Origin of the sequence: Microbacterium sp. (assembly GCF_044508325.1) — a bacterium.
GTDB lineage: Bacteria > Actinomycetota > Actinomycetes > Actinomycetales > Microbacteriaceae > Microbacterium.
This window is the reverse complement of sequence record NZ_JBIQHX010000006.1, coordinates 98,616-116,504: the sequence shown is the minus strand read 5'-3', so window position 1 is coordinate 116,504 and position 17,889 is coordinate 98,616. Positions and strand designations below refer to the sequence as shown.

Below are 17,889 nucleotides of genomic sequence, written 5' to 3'. Positions count from 1 at the left end.
CATCCGGGTGGCCCGATCGCCCCGTGCCTTGCCCGGGGGTCGCTGCGGTGGAACACTGTGCGCCGTGGATGAACGAGATCGTGCACTGGATGCCGCGCACCGCGGCGCGTCGGATTTCCTGCGGACGCTGCCCGACCGACCGGTCTGGCCGCGAGCGGATCTCGACGCGATGCTGGACGCCTTCGGCGGTCCGCTCCCCGAGGAGGGCGCAGACGCCGCCGCGGTCATCGAGGAGATGTCGCGGCGCGCCGACCCGGGTCTCGTGGCGATTCCCGGCGGACGATTCTTCGGCTTCGTGATCGGGGCGACCCTCCCGGCCGCTCTGGGCGCCGACTGGCTGGTGTCCGCGTGGGATCAGAATGCCGGCTCGGCGATGCTCACACCCGCGACCGTGGCGATGGAGCGCGTCGCCGGCCGTTGGATGCTGGAGCTGCTCGGGCTCCCGGAGACCGCCAGTGTCGGCTTCGTGACCGGCGGACAGCTCGCGAACTACACCTGCCTGGCGACGGCGCGCAACGCGGTGCTCGCCCGCGCGGGCTGGGATCTCGCCGAGAAGGGTCTGCGCACCGCGCCCGCAGTGCGCTTCGTCGTCGGCGCCGACCGGCACGGGTCCATCGACCGCGCCGCGCGATTCCTCGGCATCGGCCGTGCCGAGGTGACCGTCGTCGACAGCGACGATCAGGGTCGGATGCGCCCCGATGCGCTTCGCAAGACGCTGGCGGCCGGCGATGGGCCGCTCATCGTCTGCCTCCAGGCGGCGGAGGTGCACACGGGAGCCTTCGACGACTTCGCGACACTCATCCCGCTGGCCCGCGCGCACGGAGCGTGGGTGCACGTCGACGGTGCGTTCGGGCTGTGGGCCGCGGCATCCGACGCCCTCCGTCCCCTCACCGCTGGAATGGACCAGGCGGATTCCTGGGCCACCGACGCGCACAAGACCTTGAATGTGCCGTACGACTGCGGCATCGCCATCGTGCGCGACCCGGCAGACTCGATCGCGATGTTCCGCACGGGCGGGGACTACCTCGTCTACACCGGGCTCGATCCGTGGGATGTCACGCCCGAGCTCTCGCGCCGCGCTCGCGGCGTTCCCGCGTGGGCCGCACTGCGCAGCCTCGGCCGTCGCGGGGTGGCCGACCTCGTCGACAGGCTTCACGAGAATGCGGCAGCGATGGCGGAGGGTCTTGCCGGGATCGACGGGGTCGAGGTCGTCAACGAGGTCGCATACACACAGGTGATGTTCCGGCTCGCGTCGGACGACGCCACGCGCGAGCTGGGTGCCGCGATCCTGCAGGACGGCACCGCAGTCATGACGGGCGCCCAGTGGCGAGGACGAGCGGCGCTGCGGTGCTCCCTGTCGTCATGGGTGACGTCGCCGGACGACGTCGCGCGCACCGTCGAGGCGGTCGAGCGCCTGGTGCGCGCTCAGAGCGCGAAGTCGAACCCGTAGCGCGCGTTCAGCAGCGCGAACAGGTCGCGCGGGAACTTCATCGTGTAACCCGGCGCAGGCGCGAGAGTGTGGGCGCCGCCGATGAAGGGGAAGTAGAGGGGGCCCTGTGCTGTGGCCGCGAGCTCGTCGCGCAGAGTGACGATGTCGGACCCGATCTTGCGGAGCGCGGCGAGGTCGATCGGATGCGCGAGCGGCAGCGTGTCGCTGACGGGCATGACCCACTGTGCGATCGGCGCGGACTCCCGACCGCGGACCGTCCGGGGTCGCAGCTCGACGCTGCGCGGACCGATGGCACGGCTCCAGCCTGTGATCCCGGGCTGCGCGGCCGAGCGGTCCCAGACGAACACCGTGTCGCCGGGCTCGACCAGGGAGACGATCTCGTGCGTCCATTCCAGACGCTGGTGGTCGCCGCCGTGTCGCGGCGCCATGAGCGCAGGTCCGAGGTTCCCCTTGGGCGGCGCGACCATCCAGTACTTCTCTTCCGCGCGCTCGGACCACCAGTCGTTGAGGGTCACGGACAGCAATCTACTGTGCCGGCGCGATGTGGGCGCCGTGAAGCGCCGGGCAGGCATCAGGCGTGCACGCGGACCTTCTCGAGGAAGCGCTCGTGGAACCGGGTCTCGCCGGTCACCTCGGGGTGGAACGAGGTCGCCAGCAGCCGACCCTGTTCGACGGCGACGATCCGTCCGTCGCCCACACGCGCCAGTACCTCCACCTCCGGCCCGACCGCCTCCACGACCGGAGCCCGGATGAATGCCGCGTGCACCGGCGGGTCTCCCAGGACGGGGATCCGAAGGTCGGCCTCGAACGAGTCGACCTGCGAGCCGAACGCATTGCGGCGCACCGTGACATCCAGGCCGCCGAAGGTCTCCTGTCCGGCGATGCCGTCGATCAGGCGATCTGCGAGCAGGATCAGTCCTGCGCACGTGCCGTAGACCGGCATGCCCGCCGCGATCGCGTCGCGGACGGGCTGCTGCAGACCGAACGCCCGGCTCAGCTTGTCGATGACGCTGGATTCGCCGCCCGGGAGGACGAGCCCGTCGATCGCCGCCAGCTCGATCGGCCGTCGCACCAGCTCGACGTCGGCGCCCAGGCCCGCGAGGACCTGCGCGTGCTCGCGCACATCACCCTGGACGGCGAGGACGCCGACGCGCGGGCGAGTGCTCACCAGCCGCGCTCTGCGAGGCGGTGCGGAGCCGCCAGGTCGGCGACGTTGATTCCCACCATGGCCTCGCCGAGCCCGCGCGAGACATCCGCGATGACGGCCGGGTCGTCGTAGAACGTCGTGGCCTTGACGATGGCGGCCGCCCGCTCGGCGGGATTCCCGGACTTGAAGATGCCCGAGCCCACGAAGACGCCGTCGGCGCCCAGCTGCATCATCATCGCGGCGTCGGCGGGCGTCGCCACGCCGCCGGCCACGAACAGCACGACCGGGAGCTTCCCGGTCTCGGCGACCTCGGCGACGAGCTCGTACGGGGCCTGGAGCTCTTTGGCCGCGACGTACATCTCGTCCTTGCTCATCGAGCGCAGCGCGTTGATCTCGCCGGAGATCTTGCGGATGTGCTTGGTCGCCTCCGACACGTCCCCCGTGCCCGCCTCGCCCTTGGAGCGGATCATCGCCGCGCCCTCGTTGATGCGGCGCAGCGCCTCGCCGAGGTTGGTGGCGCCGCACACGAACGGCACCGTGAACCGCCACTTGTCGATGTGGTTCACGTAGTCGGCGGGCGAGAGCACCTCGGACTCGTCGATGTAGTCGACGCCGAGCTCCTGGAGCACCTGCGCCTCAACGAAGTGGCCGATGCGGGCCTTCGCCATCACCGGGATGGACACCGATGCGATGATGTCGTCGATGAGGTCGGGGTCGCTCATGCGGGCGACGCCGCCCTGTGCGCGGATGTCGGCGGGCACACGCTCCAGCGCCATGACCGCGACCGCGCCGGCGTCCTCCGCGATGCGGGCCTGCTCGGCGGTCACCACGTCCATGATGACGCCGCCCTTCAGCATCTCGGCGAGTCCGCGCTTGACCCGTCCGGTGCCGACCTCGTTGTTCCGTGTCTCGTCAGCCACGATGGCCCTCTCATGTCCGTCAGCCAACGGCGATCATTGGCATAGGCCAAACGATACCACTGACACGTACACTCGAATGCGGAGGTGCCATGGACACTCGCATCGACGGCACGACGGCCACCGAGATCGCCGACAGCGTGCGCGATCTGCGCGAGCGGGGCGAGCTGCGCGCCGGTCAGCCGCTGCCCTCGGTGCGGGCGCTGGCGCAGCAGCTCGGGGTGAACCGGAACACGGTGGTCTCGGCCTACCGGCAGCTCACCCACGCCGGTCTGGTGGAGACGCTGGGACGGGGCGGGACCCGCATCGCGGCGCCCGCGGCCATCGCCCAGGAAGGCTTCGCCGCCGGAAGCGTGCTGCGTGATGTCGGCACCGGGAACCCGGACGCCTCGCTCATCCCCGATCCCACGCCTGCCCTGGAGGCCGTCGTCGGACGCCCCGTGCTCTACGGCGAGCCGGTCATCGACGCCGGTCTGGAGGGGTGGGCCCGGCGGTGGATGGCCGCGGATCTCGCGCCGGACGACTTCCGCCTCACCGTCACCTCGGGCGCCGTCGATGCCGTCGAGCGCCTCCTCGCCCAGGCGCTGACCCGGGACGACGCGGTCGCCCTGGAGGACCCGTGCTGGCTGGCCGGCATCCAGACCGCACGGCTGGGCGGCTATCGGGCTGTTCCCGTCCCCGTCGACGACGAGGGGATGACTGTCGCCGGCCTGGAGGCAGCACTCGCCGAGGGCGTGCGCGCGGTCGTGTGCACGCCGCGGGCGCAGAACCCGACCGGGGCGAGTCTGACCGCGGAGCGCGCCGCCGCGCTGCGCGAGGTGCTCGCCGCGCATCCCTACGTGCTCGTCATCGAGGACGATCACTTCTCGCTGCTGTCGGCACGACCGTTCCACAGCATCGTCGGCCCGCAGCACCGGCGGTTCGCGCTCGTGCGCTCGGTCTCGAAGTTCCTGGGACCGGACATGTGCCTGGCGGTCACCGCGTCGGACCCCGACACGGCTGCGCGGCTGGCGCTGCGGCTGAGCCCGGGCACCACCTGGGTCAGTCACCTGCTGCAACGGCTCGCGCACGCGCTCCTCGCCGACGACGACGTGCGCGCCGGCATCACGCGCGCCGCCACCCGCTACGCGCAGCGCAACGCCGACTTCGCGGCGCAGCTGACCGCCGAGGGGCTCCCGGTGACCGCCGGCGACGGCCTGAACCTCTGGGTGCCGGTGCCCGGTCCCGCCCGTGCCGTCGCCGAGCAGCTCATGCGCCGCGGCTGGCTCGCCCGCACCGGTGACGAATTCCTCCTCGCCGATGCGCCCTCTCACCACCTGCGGCTGACCGTCCACGACCTCACCGAGTCGGATGCGCGTCTGCTCGCGACCGATGTGGCCGCCGCTGCGGCGTCCGTGCAGCGCGACGCCGCGGGAATGCGATGATCGATCGGTGAAGATCCTCTCCATCCAGTCCGCGGTCGCGTACGGTCACGTCGGCAACTCGGCGGCCGTCTTCCCGCTGCAGCGCATCGGCGTCGAGGTGCTGCCGGTGTACACGGTGAACTTCTCCAACCACACCGGCTACGGCTCCTGGCGCGGACCCCACATCTCCCCCGACGATGTGCGCGAGGTGCTCACCGGGATCGAGGAGCGCGGGGTGTTCGGGCAGATCGACGTCATCCTGTCCGGGTACCAGGGCTCCGAAGGGATCGCCGACGTGATCCTCGACGCCGTCGCGCGCGTGCGGGAGGCCAATCCGAGCGCGATCTACGCCTGCGACCCCGTCATGGGGAATGCGAAGAGCGGATGCTTCGTCGCCCCTGCCATCCCTGTGCTGCTGCGCGATCGGGTCGTCCCCGCCGCCGATCTGATCACCCCGAACCAGTTCGAGCTGGGCTATCTCACCGGCACCGAGCCGCACACGCTGGACGAGACCCTTGCCGCGGCGGACCTGGTCCGCGAGGGCGGCCCGAGCACGGTGCTGGTGACCAGCGTCGAAAGACCCGACCGACCCGACGGGACGGTCGAAATGCTCGCCGTGACGCCGGACGGCGCATGGATCGTGCGGACGCCGCTGCTCCCGCTGAAGGCGAACGGGTCGGGGGATGTCACCGCCGCGCTGTTCACGGCGCACCATCGGCGCACCGGCGATGCCGCCGACGCGCTGGCCCGGACGGCCTCGAGCGTCTTCGACCTGCTGGAGCGCACCTGGGAATCCGGCGAGCGCGAGCTGCAGCTCGTGGAGTCGCAGGAGGCGTTCGCGCACCCGCGCCTGCAGTTCGCCGTCGAGCAGGTGCGCTGAGCGCTCAGTCGGCCCAGGCGCCGGCGACGGCTTCGCGCACCTCGCCGAGCAGCTGGGGCAGTGCCTTCGTCTTCGCGATGATCGGGAAGAAGTTGGCGTCGGTCGCCCAGCGCGGCACGATGTGCTGGTGCAGGTGCCCGTCCACGCCGGCGCCGGCGACGCTGCCCTGATTCATGCCGATGTTGAACCCGTCGCAGCGCGCCACGCGGCGCAGGGTCCGCATCGCCTGCTGCGTGAGCAGGCCGATCTCGGCGACCTCCTCAGCCGTCGCGTCGTCGTAGAGCGGAATGTGCCGGTACGGGCACACGAGCAGATGGCCGGAGTTGTACGGGAACAGGTTCAGCAGCGCGTACGCGGTCTCACCGCGTGCCACGATGAGCCCGTCGGCATCCGGCTTGCGCGGCGCCGCGCAGAACGGGCACTCCTCGCGCAGGGGCTCGGGCCCGGCCTGGATGTATGCCATCCGATGAGGCGTCCACAGCCGCTGGAACTCGTCGGGCACGCCGGGCAGGCTCGCGGCCGCGACGAGCCCCTCGGCGGGGCCGGGCGGGACGTCGGTCACGCGAAGTCCTCCGCCGCGTTCACGAGGGCATGGGTGTCGATCGCCGCGCGGATGCGACGCACGGCGTCGGCGACGGGGACCCCGTTCTCCTGCGAGCCGTCGCGGAACCGGAACGACACCGCCCCGGCCGCACGGTCCTGCTCGCCGGCGATCAGCATGAGCGGCACCTTCTGCGTGGTGTGGGTGCGGATCTTCTTCTGCATGCGATCGTCGCTGTGGTCCACCTCGGCGCGGACCCCCGCGTCGCGCAGCTGCGCGACGATCCCGTCGAGGTAGTCGGCGTACTCCTCGGCGACGGGGATCGCCACGACCTGCACCGGTGACAGCCACACAGGGAACGCGCCGGCGTAGTGCTCGAGCAGGATCGCGAAGAAGCGCTCGATCGAGCCGAACAGCGCCCGGTGGATCATGATCGGGCGCTTCTTCTCCCCGTCGCGATCCGTGTACTCCAGCTCGAAGCGCTCCGGGAGATTCGGGTCGACCTGCACCGTCGACAGCTGCCACACCCGCCCGATGGCGTCGGTGGTCTTCAGGTCGATCTTGGGCCCGTAGAAGGCCGCCTCGCCCGGCGCCTCGGTGAGCTTGAGCCCGCTGGCGACCGCGACGCTGCGCAGCGCCTCGGTCGAGTACTCCCAGAACTCGTCGCTTCCGATCCACTTGTCCTTCTCGTCGTCGCGCAGCGACAGCTCGAGCTCGAAGTCCTCGAGGCCGAAGTCGCGCAGCATCGAGATGACGAACTCCAGGACCTTCGTGACCTCGCCCTCCAGCTGCTCCGGCGTGACGAACAGGTGTGCGTCGTCCTGGGTGAATCCGCGCACCCGGGTCAGACCGTGCAGCGCGCCCGAAAGCTCGTAGCGGTACACCGTGCCGTTCTCGGTCAGACGCATCGGCAGCTCGCGGTAGCTGCGCGCGCGCTCCTTGTAGATGAGGATGTGCATCGGGCAGTTCATGGGCTTGAGGTAGTAGTCCTGGCCCTGCTTGGTGATGTGCCCCTCGGCATCCCGCTCCTCGTCCATGACGATCGGCGGGAACATCCCCTCCTTGTAGGTGACGAGGTGGTTCGACTGGAGGAACAGGTCCTCCTTCGAGATGTGCGGCGTGTACACGTATGTGTAGCCGTCGGCGATGTGTCGCCGGCGCGCGTGCTGCTCCATCTCACCGCGCACCAGACCCCCGCGCGGATGCCACACCGACAGCCCGGAGCCGATCTCATCCGGGAACGAGAACAGGTCCAGCTCCCGGCCCAGCTTGCGGTGGTCGCGCCGGGCGGCCTCCTCCAGCCGGTGCTGGTACGCGCGCAGCTCGTCTTTGCTCGGCCACGCCGTGCCGTAGATGCGCTGCAGCTGCGGATTCTTCTCGCTGCCGCGCCAATAGGCGCCGGCGACACGCTGCAGCGCCCAGCCGTTGCCGATGAGCCGCGTGCTCGGCAGATGCGGGCCGCGGCACAGGTCCTTCCAGACCGTCTCCCCGTCGCGGTTCACGTTGTCGTAGATGGTCAGCTCGCCCGCGCCGATCTCGGCGCCCGCGCCCTCGGCGACCTCGCCCGCTCTGCCGGCACCGGGGCCACCGGCCAAATCGACCAGCTCGAGTTTGAAGGGCTCTCCGGCGAGCTCGGCACGGGCCTCCTCGGGCGTGACCACGCGGCGCACGAACCGCTGTCCCTCGCGGATGATCCGCTCCATCTCCTTCTGGATCGCCTTCAGATCCTCGGGGGTGAACGGATCGGCGACGCCGAAGTCGTAGTAGAAGCCGTCGGTGATCGGCGGGCCGATCCCGAGATCCGCCTGCGGGTCGATGCGCTGCACCGCCTGCGCCAGCACGTGGGCGGCGGAGTGGCGCAGGATGCTGAGACCATCCGGGCTGCTGACGAGCACCGGCTCGACGACATCCGCCGCCTCGACCGTGGTCGCGAGATCCTTCAGCTCGCCGTTGACGCGCAGGGCGACGACAGACCGGTCGGGGAACAGGGCGAATCCGTCGGCAGGGTAGGCGACGTCCGACGGGATGGCGGCATCAGGCACAGGGCGACTCTCCAGATCTCGGTACGGATCAAGGCTACCGCCCGGCGCCGGGGCGGCTCAGACCACGGACAGCGGTCGCGTCGGAGGATGCGCGGGGTCGGTCTCCCGCGCGGGGCCGGTCCCCGCTGCGGCATCCGCCGCCTTCACACGGTCGTGCAGTTCGGCCAGCTCACGCGAGGCCACGCGGTCGCGCAGCCGGCGCGCGAGGTGGTGCACCGGGCGCTCGACCACGAGCCAGAACAGCCACGCCGCCAGCAGCGCGGTCGGCACGGCGAGCAGCAGCGTGAGCCGGGCCGATCCGGTCAGGTGCGCATAGGTCACCACGAAGGGCTCATGGACCAGGTACAGGCTGAACGAGACGGCGCCCAGCCACGCGATGGGCTTGATGCTGAGCACCCGGTTGAGCGGGCGGCAGCGGGCCGCGGCGTACACCAGTGCAGCCGCACCGGACACGATGAGGACTTGGGAGACGGGGGTCACGATCGCATCGTCGAGGATCGGGCGGAGCGTCCACTTCGAGGTCATCGCCAGGACGATCGCGATCAGGCCGAACGACCATGCCACAGCCGAGCCGAGGCGGCCGATCCCGGCGCCGCGCTGCTCCAGCCGGTCCCACATGAACGCGAGCGCGACGCCCACGCCGAAGATCGGCAGGTACTGCAGCGCGGCCACGTGGGTGGCCGCGCCGGTGGCCGACAGTGCGATGCAGATCACGCCGAACAGCCAGGCGGGGATGAGCCGGGCTGCGAAGGCGAGCACCGGCAGCAGCAGCGAGAAGATGATCTCCCACCGCAGGGTCCACAGCGGAGACACGATCCCGGAGGTGCCTCCCAGCAGCGCGAGGTCCTGTGCGACTGACTCGAACGGGTAGCCGAACGGGCGATCCAGCCACGGGCTCGAGGTGCCGGTGCGGGCGAGCTTGGGGAAGATCGACGGCAGCACCGCGAGCAGCAGATAGCCGAGGGCGACCGCACCCACGACGGGGACCCAGAGCCGCACGAGACGGGACGGGAAGTACGAGCCCCAGGTGAACCGCGCCGATTCCATCGCCCGCACGAGCACGACCCCGGACAGCACGAAGAACACGACGACCGCCTCGGCACCGCCCCAGAACAGGTGCAGCGGCGAGTACACGGCGATCTGGTTGACCACTCCCCCGACGTCGCCGCCGTAGTATCCGGCCGCCAGCGCGGGTGAGACGAGGGCGCAGTGCTGGACCACGACGATGAGCGCGGCGACTCCGCGAAGTCCGTCCAGGGACGAGACCCGCTGACTCGTGCGGATGTCGGAAGCCATCCCGACGACGCTAGTGGCACCGGCTTGGCGTCACCTGTGCGCTTGACACCGCTCAGGCGGCCCGCTAGCTCAGGCGACCGTGAGGTCGACCTGGATCTCGCCGGCGAGACGCTCGAGCTCCTCGACCGCGGCGGACAGGTCGGCCCGGTCTCCGATCCGCACGCTGACGTGGGCTTCGAAGAGCGTGCCTCCGGCCATCGGCGCGTCCAGGGTGCGGCTGGTGAAGCGGTCGATGCTGAGCCCGTGATGCGCGAGGGCGTGCGTGATCTCCCGCACGATCCCCGGGTGGTCGTTGCCGAGAACGGTGAACACGAAGTGATCGCCGACGTCGGCATCGGCGGCCGGAGCACCGGCGTGCGGGGTGATCTGGAGCATGCCCTTCAGGGCATTCAGATCATCGATCAGTGCATCGCGGGAGCCGTCGGGCACCGACACGAGGACGATGCCCGCGAAGGCGCCGGCGAGCTCTGCCAGCTCGCTGCGCTCCCAGTTGCCGCCGTGCGCGGCCACGGCGTCGGCGACGGCCTGGACCAGCCCGGCACGGTCGTCTCCGACCAGGGTGAGCACGAGCGACGCCATGCCACGAGCCTAGAGGTCGCGGCGCCGGCGCGATACGGGGCTGGAGCCGGCAGCGTCGGTCGGGTGCTACGCGGCCTGGCGTGCCGGCGGACAGGTCATGCTCGTCGACTTCCCCGGGACGCGGTGGATGCGATGCTGATCCATGGGTGCGGCGCAGAGCGGGCACCGCGGGTCGGCGGGAGGCACGTACGCGGGCTCGTTCGGGTCGCCGAGCTGTGCCGTCCCCTCGATCTGGAAGACCAGGCGATTCCAGGCGGCCCAGAAGCCCCGCTGCCCGTCCCATGGCGTCGCATGCCACAGTCGTCGCTTTCGTCCGCCCACGACACGATCCCTTCGGAAACGGTCCCTCGGAAGGTCCTCTTGAAGTCGGCACCAGGCCTGTGTGCGCGATACTGGGATCGAACCAGTGACCTCTTCCGTGTCAGGGAAGCGCGCTACCGCTGCGCCAATCGCGCCTGTGAAGGCTGTTCAGTTTTTCGGAGAGGTGGCGACGGGATTCGAACCCGTGTAAACGGCTTTGCAGGCCGGTGCCTAGCCGCTCGGCCACGCCACCGCGTGTGGTTTGACCCCACATGCCGCGACCTCCCCGAAGGGAGGCCCCCGCACTCGAGCGGATGACGAGACTCGAACTCGCGACCCTCACCTTGGCAAGGTGATGCGCTACCAACTGCGCTACATCCGCGTGCTCCCCGATCTCTCGGGGTGCTGGACAACTTTATCCGATCCTGCCCCTCAGACCAAACCATGTGACATTCGCGCGTGTCCGTCTCGGGACGGTTCGTTCCGCGGGTCGGCATCCGGTAGCATCGATACCCGGCCCCTCGGGTCCACGGGCGATTGGCGCAGTTGGTAGCGCGCTTCCTTCACACGGAAGAGGTCATCAGTTCGAGTCTGGTATCGCCCACCACACGCTCACCGCGGCATCGGCTTCACCGACCGGCGCTGCACGGCGTTCTGCCCGCCCACGTGGGTCAGAAGCGCGGTGAGCACACGCCGAGCCGCGGCCAGATCCGCCTCCCCCACGCGATCGGCGAGAGCCCGCTCCAGCCGGGACCGCGCCCGTCGGGCCGCCGCGACCGCCGCCGCGCCCCGGTCGGTGAGGGCCAGTCGGGTGACCCGACGGTCGGAGGCATCCGGACGCCGCGCGACATAGCCGAGCTGCTCCAGCTCCCGAGCCGCCTTGGACGCGGCCTGCTGGGTCACCCCCAGAGCCGCCGCCAGTTCACCGATCGTCGGCTCCCCCACCAGGAGCCGCTGGAACACGTACCCGTGGGAGACGCGCAGCCCCGGATGACCGCTGCCCCGGATCTCGTGCAGGAGCGCATCGTTCGCGGCGCTGCCGGTGAGGAAGGCCAGGGTCGCCAGGTCGATCGGCGGTTCGGTGTCGTCCATCCGGTCATTCTCCGTTGCACAACCGTAGTTGCACAACTAGAGTTGTGAATATGGATGAAGGCGCACTGGTCGTGAGGGAGTTCTACGACGCCATCGAGCAGGGAATCCACGGCCCTGCCCTCGCCCGGTTCCTGACTCCGGACGCCCGCACCCGCGAGCACCCGAATCGCCTCGCGCCCGAGGGTCGGACCAGCGACCGCGCGGCGATGCTCGCCGCCAGCACTGCCGGTGCACGCCTGCTGAGCGGGCAGCGCTACGACGTCCTCTGGCTGAGGCGGATCGAGGACACCGTGGTCGCCCGGCTGACCTGGCGAGGCATCGTCGCGGCGGACGCGGGGCCGCTCCGCCGCGGGCACGAGGTGACCGCGCACATCGCACAGTTCATCCGGGTCCGCGACGGCCGCATCGCCGAGATCGAGACGTACGACTGCTACGAGCCGTGACCGACGAACCGCGACCTGGGGCGGCAGCAGGAAGAGGGCCCACACGCGCGCGGCGACGCTCGACACCACCGACAGGTCCGCCTCGGGCGGCTACGCATCCGCGCTCCTCTCGCCGCCCGCCTCCCATCCGTACCGCCTGTGCAGCGCAGCTGCGACCCGGACGAACGTGTCCAGATCGAGAGCGGATGCCTCGCGCCGCATCCCGTCGGCATGCACCAGGTAGACCTGCTCGATGTCGACCCAGGAGGGGCGTCCCTTGCTGTCCCAGGGACCGGACCCGATCGACAGGTAGTCGCGGTCCCCGTCGTGCGACTTGCTCGTCAGCCGCACGGCGTAGACGCGGTCGGCATCCGCTCGACCGATCACCAGCACGGGGCGGTCCTTGCCGCGGCCGTCGTTCTCCTCGTACGGCACCCACGTCCACACGACCTCGCCGGCGTCGGGGTCGCCGTCGGTGCGCGGGGCGTACGAGATCCGCAGGCCGTCCGGACCGGGCGGCCGCACCCCCACCGTGCGGCTGCTGCCGAACCGGCCCGGCGAGACGTCGACTTCCGATGCCCGGCGGCGGCTCGGGCGGAGCAGATCGAAGAGGGAGCCGAGGACGGAACGCGATGCCACCCACCCACGATAGAGGGCCGGGGCGGCATCCGTCGGATGCTGCCCCGGCCCTCTCACCGTCACGCGATGCGGTCGGCCAGGACGTAGCCCTCCTCGCCGTGCATGACCGTGTCGACCCCGGCGATCTCGTCCTCGTTGCGCACCCGGAATCCGATCGTCTTCTCGATCGCGAAGCCGAGCCCCAGTGCCACGACGAACGAGTACGCGAGGACCGCTGCCGCGGCGATCACCTGCAGGATCAGCTGCTCGAACCCGCCGCCCAGGAACAGGCCGGTGTCGATGGCGAAGAAGCCGAGGTACACCGTTCCGAGCAGGCCGCCGACCAGGTGGATGCCGACCACGTCGAGCGAGTCGTCGTATCCGAGCTTGTACTTCAGCTCCACCGCGAGGGCGCACAGGGCACCGGCGAGCACACCGAGCAGCAGGGCCCAGCCCGGCGCGAGGTTGGCGCACGACGGGGTGATCGCCACGAGGCCCGCCACGGCGCCGGACGCGGCACCGACCGAGGTCGCCTTGCCGTCCTTGACCTTCTCGACCACGATCCAGCCGAGTACGGCCGCAGCGGTCGCGCCGATCGTGTTGATGACGATCAGGCCGGCACTGCCGAAGTCACCCGCGTACTCGGCGCCGGCGTTGAAGCCGAACCATCCGAACCACAGGATCGCCGCGCCCAGGAGCACGAGCGGCACGTTGTGCGGCTTCTGGATGCCCTTCTGGAACCCGATGCGCTTGCCCAGCACGAGCGAGAGCCCCAGAGCAGCCGCGCCGGCATTGATGTGCACGGCGGTTCCGCCGGCGTAGTCGATCACCTCGGTCGAGAACCCCATGCTCGTGCCGAGGTTGAGGATCCATCCGCCGCCCCAGACCCACGCCGCGACCGGGAAGTACACGATCGTCGCCCACAGGCCGGCGAACAGCATCCACGACCCGAACTTCGCGCGATCGGCGATCGCCCCGGAGATGAGGGCCGTGGTGATGATCGCGAAGGTCGCGCCGAAGGCGGTGCCGATGAGGGCCTCGCTGTCGCCGGAGATCGCGTTCAGGCCGAAGTCCTCCAGCGGGTTGCCCGCGAACGCCCACACGTCGCCGACCGACGACATGCTCGCGCCGTACAGGATCCACAGCACCGCGACGAGCCCGAGGGCGCCGAAGCTCATCATCATCATGCTGACCACGCTCTTGGCCTTGACCAGTCCGCCGTAGAAGAAGGCCAGGCCCGGGGTCATGAACAGCACCAGCGCGGTTGCTGTGATCGCCCAGGCGAATGCTCCACTGTCCATACAGGTGTTCCTCACTCGCTCGTGTTCGGGTGCATCGCCCGGACGACCGGGCGGTGTGCGAGCAAGTCTCGCGAGGCGCCGTTTCCGGCGGCGGGCCTGCGAGGTTTCGGATCCGTTACACGAGGCTCGCTTCCGTGAACATCGCGTTTCGGGAGGCTGGGAGCGTCAGGACGCGGTGAGGGCGATGAGCCGGGAGATCGCCCGCAGGTACTTCTTCCGGTACCCGCCGGCGAGCATCTCCTCGCCGAACACCTGGTCAAGACCCAGGCCCGTGGCGCGGAGGGGGATCTGCGCGTCGTACACGCGGTCGACGAAGGCCACGAACCGCAGCGCGGCGGACTGGTCGACCAGCTCGGAGACGTCCCGCATGCCGATCGTGGAGAGCCCGTCGATGAGCCGGATGTACCGCGACGGATGCACGGCCGCCAGGTGCTCCACGAGGGCCGTGAACCCGTCGTCCGAGACGAGACCCGCCTGCGCGGCGTCGGTGAGCGCGCGCTCGTACTCGGTGTCGGTGAGCACGACGGCGTGACCGTCGATCGCGCGCTGTCGGTAGTCCACGCCGTCGATGCGCAGGGTCTGGAAGGCCTCGGCCATCGCATGGATCTCGCGCAGGAAGTCCTGCGCCGCGAAACGGCCCTCGCCCAGCGCGTTGGGCGGAGTGTTGCTCGTGGCGGCGAGGCGGGTCCCGGACGCCACCAGCTCGCCCAGCAGCCGGGTCATCACCATCGTGTCGCCGGGATCGTCGAGTTCGAACTCGTCGATGCAGAGCAGGTCGGCACCGCGGAAGAGGGCGACGGTGGGCTTGTACCCGAGCGCGCCGACGAGCGCCGTGTACTCGATGAACGACCCGAAGTACTTGCGCCGCGCAGGCATGGCATGGAAGACCGCCGCCAGCAGGTGCGTCTTGCCGACCCCGAAGCCGCCGTCGAGGTAGACGCCCGGCTTGAGCTCCGGTTCGCGCTTGGCGCGGCTGAAGAGCCCGCCGCGCTTGACGGGCGCCGGTCCGACTCCCGCGAAACGCATGAGCAGATCCTTGGCCTCCTGCTGCGACGGGTATGCCGGATCGGCTTGGTAGGTCTCGAACGTGGCGGCACCGAACTGCGGCGGCGGAACGAGGGATGCGACCATCTCGTCGCCGGACACCTGGGGTGCTCGTGCGGTCAGGTGCACGATGCCCGTGCGCTCACTCGGGTGCTCGGCTGCCATGCGCTTCCTGTGTCGGAGAGTTACGGCGCCGGCCCCACCGGCCGCGCGCCGCTCTAGTCTCGAAGGAGACGGATCAACCCTACCGTCCGGCCGCGCGCGGGCGCGGCCGCGTCCCGTGACCCGAGGAGCCCCCGTGAGCGTCGAGTTCGACACGTCGTCCGCCAAGTTCGCCGAGTATGCTGACCCCGGCCGGCTCGTGACCGGTGAGTGGCTCCAGGAGCGGCTCGGCGCCCCCGGCCTCGTGGTCGTCGAATCCGACGAGGACGTCCTCCTCTACGAGACCGGCCACATCCCTGGTGCCGTCAAGATCGACTGGCACACCGACCTGAACGACCCCGTCGTGCGCGACTATCTCGACGGCGCCGGCTTCGCCGAGCTGCTGAGCCGCAAGGGCATCGCACGCGATGACACCGTCGTCATCTACGGCGACAAGAACAACTGGTGGGCGGCCTACGCGCTGTGGGTGTTCTCTCTGTTCGGCCACCAGGACGTCCGGCTGCTGGACGGCGGACGGGACAAGTGGATCAGCGACGGCCGCCCGATCACGACGGAGGCCACCGAGCGGCCCGCCACCGAGTATCCGGTCGTGGCGCGCGACGACAGCGCGCTGCGCGCGTACCGGGACGACGTGCTCGCCCACCTGGGGCGCGGTCCGCTCGTCGATGTGCGCTCCCCCGAGGAGTACAACGGCTCGCGCACGAGCGCACCGGCCTATCCCGAGGAGGGCGCGCTGCGGGCCGGCCACATCCCGACCGCGCAGAGCGTGCCGTGGGGCCGGGCGGTCGCCGAGGACGGCGGATTCAAGCCCCGCGCGGAGCTGGAGGCGATCTACCGCGGCGAAGCCGGCCTGAAGGACGGCGACTCGATCGTCGCCTACTGCCGCATCGGCGAGCGCTCCAGCCACACCTGGTTCGTGCTCAAGCACCTGCTCGGCTTCGAGGATGTGCGCAATTACGACGGCTCCTGGACGGAGTGGGGCAGCGCGGTGCGTGTGCCGATCGTCACCGGCGAGGAGCCGGGTTCGCTGTGACGGCGGGCCTGGAGGTGGGAGAATGGAGGCGATGACCTCCACCCTGCCCGCCGCGCTGGCCGAGATCCGCGAGGAGTTCCTCGAACTGCCGGAGTCCGACCGGCTGCAGCTGCTGCTCGAGTACTCGGGCGAGCTGCCCGCGATCCCCGCCGAGTACCGCGACCACCCTGAACTGTGCGAGCGGGTGGTCGAGTGCCAGTCGCCGGTGTACATCATCGTGGACGTCGCCGACGACGACACCGTCGCCATGCACGCGACCGCTCCCCCGGAGGCGCCGACCACTCGCGGCTTCGCGAGCATCCTCGTGCAGGGCATCAGCGGGCTCAGCGCCGACGAGGTCCTCGCCATCCCGGACGACTACCCGCAGAGCATCGGCCTCACGCGCGCCGTCTCACCCCTGCGGATCAGCGGGATGACCGGCATGCTGATGCGTGTCAAGCGGCAGATCCGCCTGAAGCGTCACTCGTGAGGCCCTGGGCCCGGAGCCAGTCGGAGATCGCGCGCGTCCAGCGCTCCTGGTCGTAGTTCCACAGCTTCGTGTGGCGGGCGGTGTCGAACACCTGCAGGGTGACCAGATCCGGGCGTGCCACGACGAGATCGTGCGAGGCGTCGGACGGCACGAAGCCGTCGTCGTCGCTGTGCAGGATGAGGATGGGATGCCGCAGCTCGCCGCTGCGGGCTATCACGTCGAGCCGGTCGAACGGGATCGGCGCGTCCGCTCCGGTGAGGCCGGTGCCCCAGCTCGATCGCAGCGCCGACAGTGCGAGACCGGCGATCGGCTGCGGGATGCGGGTGAGCTGCGCCTGGTAGTGGAGCACGACCCGCCAGTCGACGACGGGCGATTCGAGGACGATCGCCGCGATGAGGTCGCCGTGCGCGGACGACAACGCGGTCTGCAGCGCGATGGCACCGCCCATCGACCACCCCATCAGCACGATGCGGCGCGCACCGCGCCGCCGGGCGAAGCCGATCGCGGCATCCACGTCCCGCCACTCCGCAGCTCCCAGCGCATACGTGCCCGAGCGGCTGCGCGGACCGATGCCGTCGTTGCGATACGACACCAGAAGGGAGGTTATGCCGAGCGCCTCGAAGACCGGCACCGCGCGCAGGCACTCGGTGCGGTCGGTGCCACGCCCGTGGATCTGGATCGCCCAGACATCCCCGTCCCCGGCCGGGAAGAGCCAGGCCGGGCACGGTCCCAGCGCGGATCCGATGAGCTCCGAGGAGTACGGGAGGTGCAGCTGATCGGGGCTGTCGTAGTACCAGCCGCTGAAGGCGGCATCGCGCTGCAGCCGGGTATCCGCTCCGACGTGTGTGAGCAGCTTCCGCTTGACCGTCGCCTCGTCTTCGGACAGGACGCTGCCCAGTTTCAGATAGGACTCCGTGCCGCTGGTGAACAGCCCGTACCGTCCGGGAAGGACCGTGTCCGGCGTGCGGGTGAGCGTGATCGTCTGGGCGGCGGTGTCCAGGTCGACGATGTGGGTGTCGGCCTCTCGCTGCGCGGGCGTGACCACGCGGCGCGCGACTCTGATGGCGACCAATCCCCACACCGCCAGCACCGCTGCCAGCAGCGCGGTCAGACCGCCGATCGCGAGCCGGAGTCCGACGACGAGGGCGGGTGCCGCGCTCCGGATCGCGGCGTGCCTGGAACTGTTCATCGGA

Annotated in this window: 19 protein-coding genes and 4 tRNA genes; 7 read left to right on the top strand and 16 right to left on the bottom strand. The window is 70.3% G+C overall.

Translation table 11 applies throughout. From position 1 onward, the window contains the following. The first annotated feature begins 64 nt into the window (after window positions 1-64). Window positions 65-1,450 (top strand): pyridoxal phosphate-dependent decarboxylase family protein, encoded by a 1,386-nt coding sequence (locus ACIWQI_RS07110; RefSeq protein WP_396656439.1) that lies wholly within the window; start codon window positions 65-67, stop codon window positions 1,448-1,450. Here the strand turns inward: ACIWQI_RS07110 and ACIWQI_RS07105 are convergent. The 3 genes from ACIWQI_RS07105 to pdxS are packed head-to-tail and all read right to left on the bottom strand — an operon-like array spanning window position 1,426 to window position 3,517. Beyond that, window positions 1,426-1,965 carry a hypothetical protein gene (locus ACIWQI_RS07105; RefSeq protein WP_396656438.1) on the bottom strand — a complete coding sequence of 180 codons (540 nt, stop codon included), beginning with the start codon at window positions 1,963-1,965 and terminating at the stop codon, window positions 1,426-1,428. The genes ACIWQI_RS07110 and ACIWQI_RS07105 overlap by 25 nt on opposite strands. A 56-nt stretch (window positions 1,966-2,021) precedes the next feature. Continuing rightward, window positions 2,022-2,621 carry a pyridoxal 5'-phosphate synthase glutaminase subunit PdxT gene (gene pdxT / locus ACIWQI_RS07100; RefSeq protein WP_396656519.1) on the bottom strand — a complete coding sequence of 200 codons (600 nt, stop codon included), beginning with the start codon at window positions 2,619-2,621 and terminating at the stop codon, window positions 2,022-2,024. Beyond that, the gene (gene pdxS, locus ACIWQI_RS07095; protein ID WP_396656437.1) at window positions 2,615-3,517 is read right to left on the bottom strand and encodes a pyridoxal 5'-phosphate synthase lyase subunit PdxS; all 903 of its coding nucleotides are present in this window, start codon (window positions 3,515-3,517) and stop codon (window positions 2,615-2,617) included. Before pdxS ends, pdxT begins: the two co-directional genes overlap by 7 nt. 89 nt (window positions 3,518-3,606) lie before the next feature. On the opposite strand from pdxS, the gene ACIWQI_RS07090 reads away from it, so the two are divergent. Together ACIWQI_RS07090 and pdxY are read left to right on the top strand one after the other, a co-directional pair. Beyond that, entirely contained in the window at window positions 3,607-4,938 is a 1,332-nt protein-coding gene (locus tag ACIWQI_RS07090) for an aminotransferase class I/II-fold pyridoxal phosphate-dependent enzyme (RefSeq protein ID WP_396656436.1), read from the top strand. A gap of 7 nt (window positions 4,939-4,945) precedes the next feature. Beyond that, entirely contained in the window at window positions 4,946-5,797 is an 852-nt protein-coding gene (gene pdxY / locus ACIWQI_RS07085; RefSeq protein ID WP_396656435.1) for a pyridoxal kinase PdxY, read from the top strand. A 4-nt stretch (window positions 5,798-5,801) separates the two neighbouring features. Here the strand turns inward: pdxY and ACIWQI_RS07080 are convergent, their stop codons facing one another. The 8 genes from ACIWQI_RS07080 to ACIWQI_RS07045 all read right to left on the bottom strand — a co-directional run bounded on the left by ACIWQI_RS07080 (window position 5,802) and on the right by ACIWQI_RS07045 (window position 10,937). Further along, the gene (locus tag ACIWQI_RS07080; RefSeq protein ID WP_396656434.1) at window positions 5,802-6,359 is read right to left on the bottom strand and encodes an HIT family protein; all 558 of its coding nucleotides are present in this window, start codon (window positions 6,357-6,359) and stop codon (window positions 5,802-5,804) included. After that, window positions 6,356-8,380 carry a threonine--tRNA ligase gene (gene thrS / locus ACIWQI_RS07075; RefSeq protein WP_396656433.1) on the bottom strand — a complete coding sequence of 675 codons (2,025 nt, stop codon included), beginning with the start codon at window positions 8,378-8,380 and terminating at the stop codon, window positions 6,356-6,358. Before thrS ends, ACIWQI_RS07080 begins: the two co-directional genes overlap by 4 nt. Before the next feature lie 57 nt (window positions 8,381-8,437). Next, window positions 8,438-9,676 (bottom strand): acyltransferase family protein, encoded by a 1,239-nt coding sequence (locus ACIWQI_RS07070; RefSeq protein WP_396656432.1) that lies wholly within the window; start codon window positions 9,674-9,676, stop codon window positions 8,438-8,440. A 69-nt stretch (window positions 9,677-9,745) separates the two neighbouring features. Next, window positions 9,746-10,255: a glycine cleavage system protein R gene (locus ACIWQI_RS07065; RefSeq protein WP_396656431.1), complete on the bottom strand. Its 510-nt coding sequence runs from the start codon at window positions 10,253-10,255 to the stop codon at window positions 9,746-9,748. A 66-nt stretch (window positions 10,256-10,321) separates the two neighbouring features. Continuing rightward, the gene (locus ACIWQI_RS07060; protein ID WP_396656430.1) at window positions 10,322-10,576 is read right to left on the bottom strand and encodes a hypothetical protein; all 255 of its coding nucleotides are present in this window, start codon (window positions 10,574-10,576) and stop codon (window positions 10,322-10,324) included. A 62-nt stretch (window positions 10,577-10,638) separates the two neighbouring features. Beyond that, window positions 10,639-10,710: transfer RNA gene (locus ACIWQI_RS07055), tRNA-Val, on the bottom strand. Window positions 10,711-10,737: 27 nt separating this feature from the next. Further along, a tRNA-Cys gene (locus ACIWQI_RS07050) sits at window positions 10,738-10,808 on the bottom strand. A gap of 56 nt (window positions 10,809-10,864) precedes the next feature. Beyond that, a tRNA-Gly gene (locus ACIWQI_RS07045) sits at window positions 10,865-10,937 on the bottom strand. A gap of 149 nt (window positions 10,938-11,086) precedes the next feature. Here ACIWQI_RS07045 and ACIWQI_RS07040 point away from each other — a divergent pair. Next, window positions 11,087-11,162: transfer RNA gene (locus ACIWQI_RS07040), tRNA-Val, on the top strand. A gap of 5 nt (window positions 11,163-11,167) precedes the next feature. Here ACIWQI_RS07040 and ACIWQI_RS07035 read toward each other — a convergent pair. Further along, window positions 11,168-11,647 carry a MarR family winged helix-turn-helix transcriptional regulator gene (locus tag ACIWQI_RS07035; RefSeq protein WP_396656429.1) on the bottom strand — a complete coding sequence of 160 codons (480 nt, stop codon included), beginning with the start codon at window positions 11,645-11,647 and terminating at the stop codon, window positions 11,168-11,170. Between the two features lie 50 nt (window positions 11,648-11,697). Here ACIWQI_RS07035 and ACIWQI_RS07030 point away from each other — a divergent pair, with 50 nt between their 5' ends. Next, window positions 11,698-12,090 (top strand): nuclear transport factor 2 family protein, encoded by a 393-nt coding sequence (locus ACIWQI_RS07030; RefSeq protein ID WP_396656428.1) that lies wholly within the window; start codon window positions 11,698-11,700, stop codon window positions 12,088-12,090. A gap of 90 nt (window positions 12,091-12,180) precedes the next feature. Here the strand turns inward: ACIWQI_RS07030 and ACIWQI_RS07025 are convergent, their stop codons facing one another. From ACIWQI_RS07025 to zapE, 3 genes are all read right to left on the bottom strand, one after another. Beyond that, window positions 12,181-12,708 carry a type II toxin-antitoxin system PemK/MazF family toxin gene (locus ACIWQI_RS07025; RefSeq protein ID WP_396656427.1) on the bottom strand — a complete coding sequence of 176 codons (528 nt, stop codon included), beginning with the start codon at window positions 12,706-12,708 and terminating at the stop codon, window positions 12,181-12,183. A gap of 59 nt (window positions 12,709-12,767) precedes the next feature. Continuing rightward, window positions 12,768-13,988 carry an ammonium transporter gene (locus ACIWQI_RS07020; protein ID WP_396656426.1) on the bottom strand — a complete coding sequence of 407 codons (1,221 nt, stop codon included), beginning with the start codon at window positions 13,986-13,988 and terminating at the stop codon, window positions 12,768-12,770. A 165-nt stretch (window positions 13,989-14,153) separates the two neighbouring features. Then, the gene (zapE, locus tag ACIWQI_RS07015) at window positions 14,154-15,197 is read right to left on the bottom strand and encodes a cell division protein ZapE (protein WP_396656425.1); all 1,044 of its coding nucleotides are present in this window, start codon (window positions 15,195-15,197) and stop codon (window positions 14,154-14,156) included. A gap of 133 nt (window positions 15,198-15,330) precedes the next feature. Between zapE and ACIWQI_RS07010 the strand changes: the two genes are divergently transcribed. Beyond that, on the top strand, window positions 15,331-16,227 hold the full coding sequence (locus ACIWQI_RS07010; RefSeq protein WP_396656424.1) for a sulfurtransferase: 897 nt from the start codon (window positions 15,331-15,333) through the stop codon (window positions 16,225-16,227). Window positions 16,228-16,258: 31 nt separating this feature from the next. Next, window positions 16,259-16,696, top strand: a complete 438-nt coding sequence (locus ACIWQI_RS07005) for a SufE family protein (RefSeq protein WP_396656423.1) — start codon at window positions 16,259-16,261, stop codon at window positions 16,694-16,696. Here the strand turns inward: ACIWQI_RS07005 and ACIWQI_RS07000 are convergent. After that, window positions 16,662-17,885 carry an alpha/beta hydrolase family protein gene (locus ACIWQI_RS07000; RefSeq protein ID WP_396656422.1) on the bottom strand — a complete coding sequence of 408 codons (1,224 nt, stop codon included), beginning with the start codon at window positions 17,883-17,885 and terminating at the stop codon, window positions 16,662-16,664. The genes ACIWQI_RS07005 and ACIWQI_RS07000 overlap by 35 nt on opposite strands. Between the last annotated feature and the right edge of the window lie 4 nt (window positions 17,886-17,889).

Excerpts from the sequence above, each read along its gene's own strand:
- ACIWQI_RS07090 (WP_396656436.1), top strand. The coding sequence starts at position 3,607 with ATGGACACTCGCATCGACGGCACGACGGCCACCGAGATCGCCGACAGC.
- ACIWQI_RS07070 (WP_396656432.1), bottom strand. The coding sequence starts at position 9,676 with ATGGCTTCCGACATCCGCACGAGTCAGCGGGTCTCGTCCCTGGACGGA.
- ACIWQI_RS07065 (WP_396656431.1), bottom strand. The coding sequence starts at position 10,255 with ATGGCGTCGCTCGTGCTCACCCTGGTCGGAGACGACCGTGCCGGGCTG.
- ACIWQI_RS07035 (WP_396656429.1), bottom strand. The coding sequence starts at position 11,647 with ATGGACGACACCGAACCGCCGATCGACCTGGCGACCCTGGCCTTCCTC.
- ACIWQI_RS07030 (WP_396656428.1), top strand. The coding sequence starts at position 11,698 with ATGGATGAAGGCGCACTGGTCGTGAGGGAGTTCTACGACGCCATCGAG.
- ACIWQI_RS07020 (WP_396656426.1), bottom strand. The coding sequence starts at position 13,988 with ATGGACAGTGGAGCATTCGCCTGGGCGATCACAGCAACCGCGCTGGTG.
- zapE (WP_396656425.1), bottom strand. The coding sequence starts at position 15,197 with ATGGCAGCCGAGCACCCGAGTGAGCGCACGGGCATCGTGCACCTGACC.
- ACIWQI_RS07005 (WP_396656423.1), top strand. The coding sequence starts at position 16,259 with ATGACCTCCACCCTGCCCGCCGCGCTGGCCGAGATCCGCGAGGAGTTC.
- ACIWQI_RS07000 (WP_396656422.1), bottom strand. The coding sequence starts at position 17,885 with ATGAACAGTTCCAGGCACGCCGCGATCCGGAGCGCGGCACCCGCCCTC.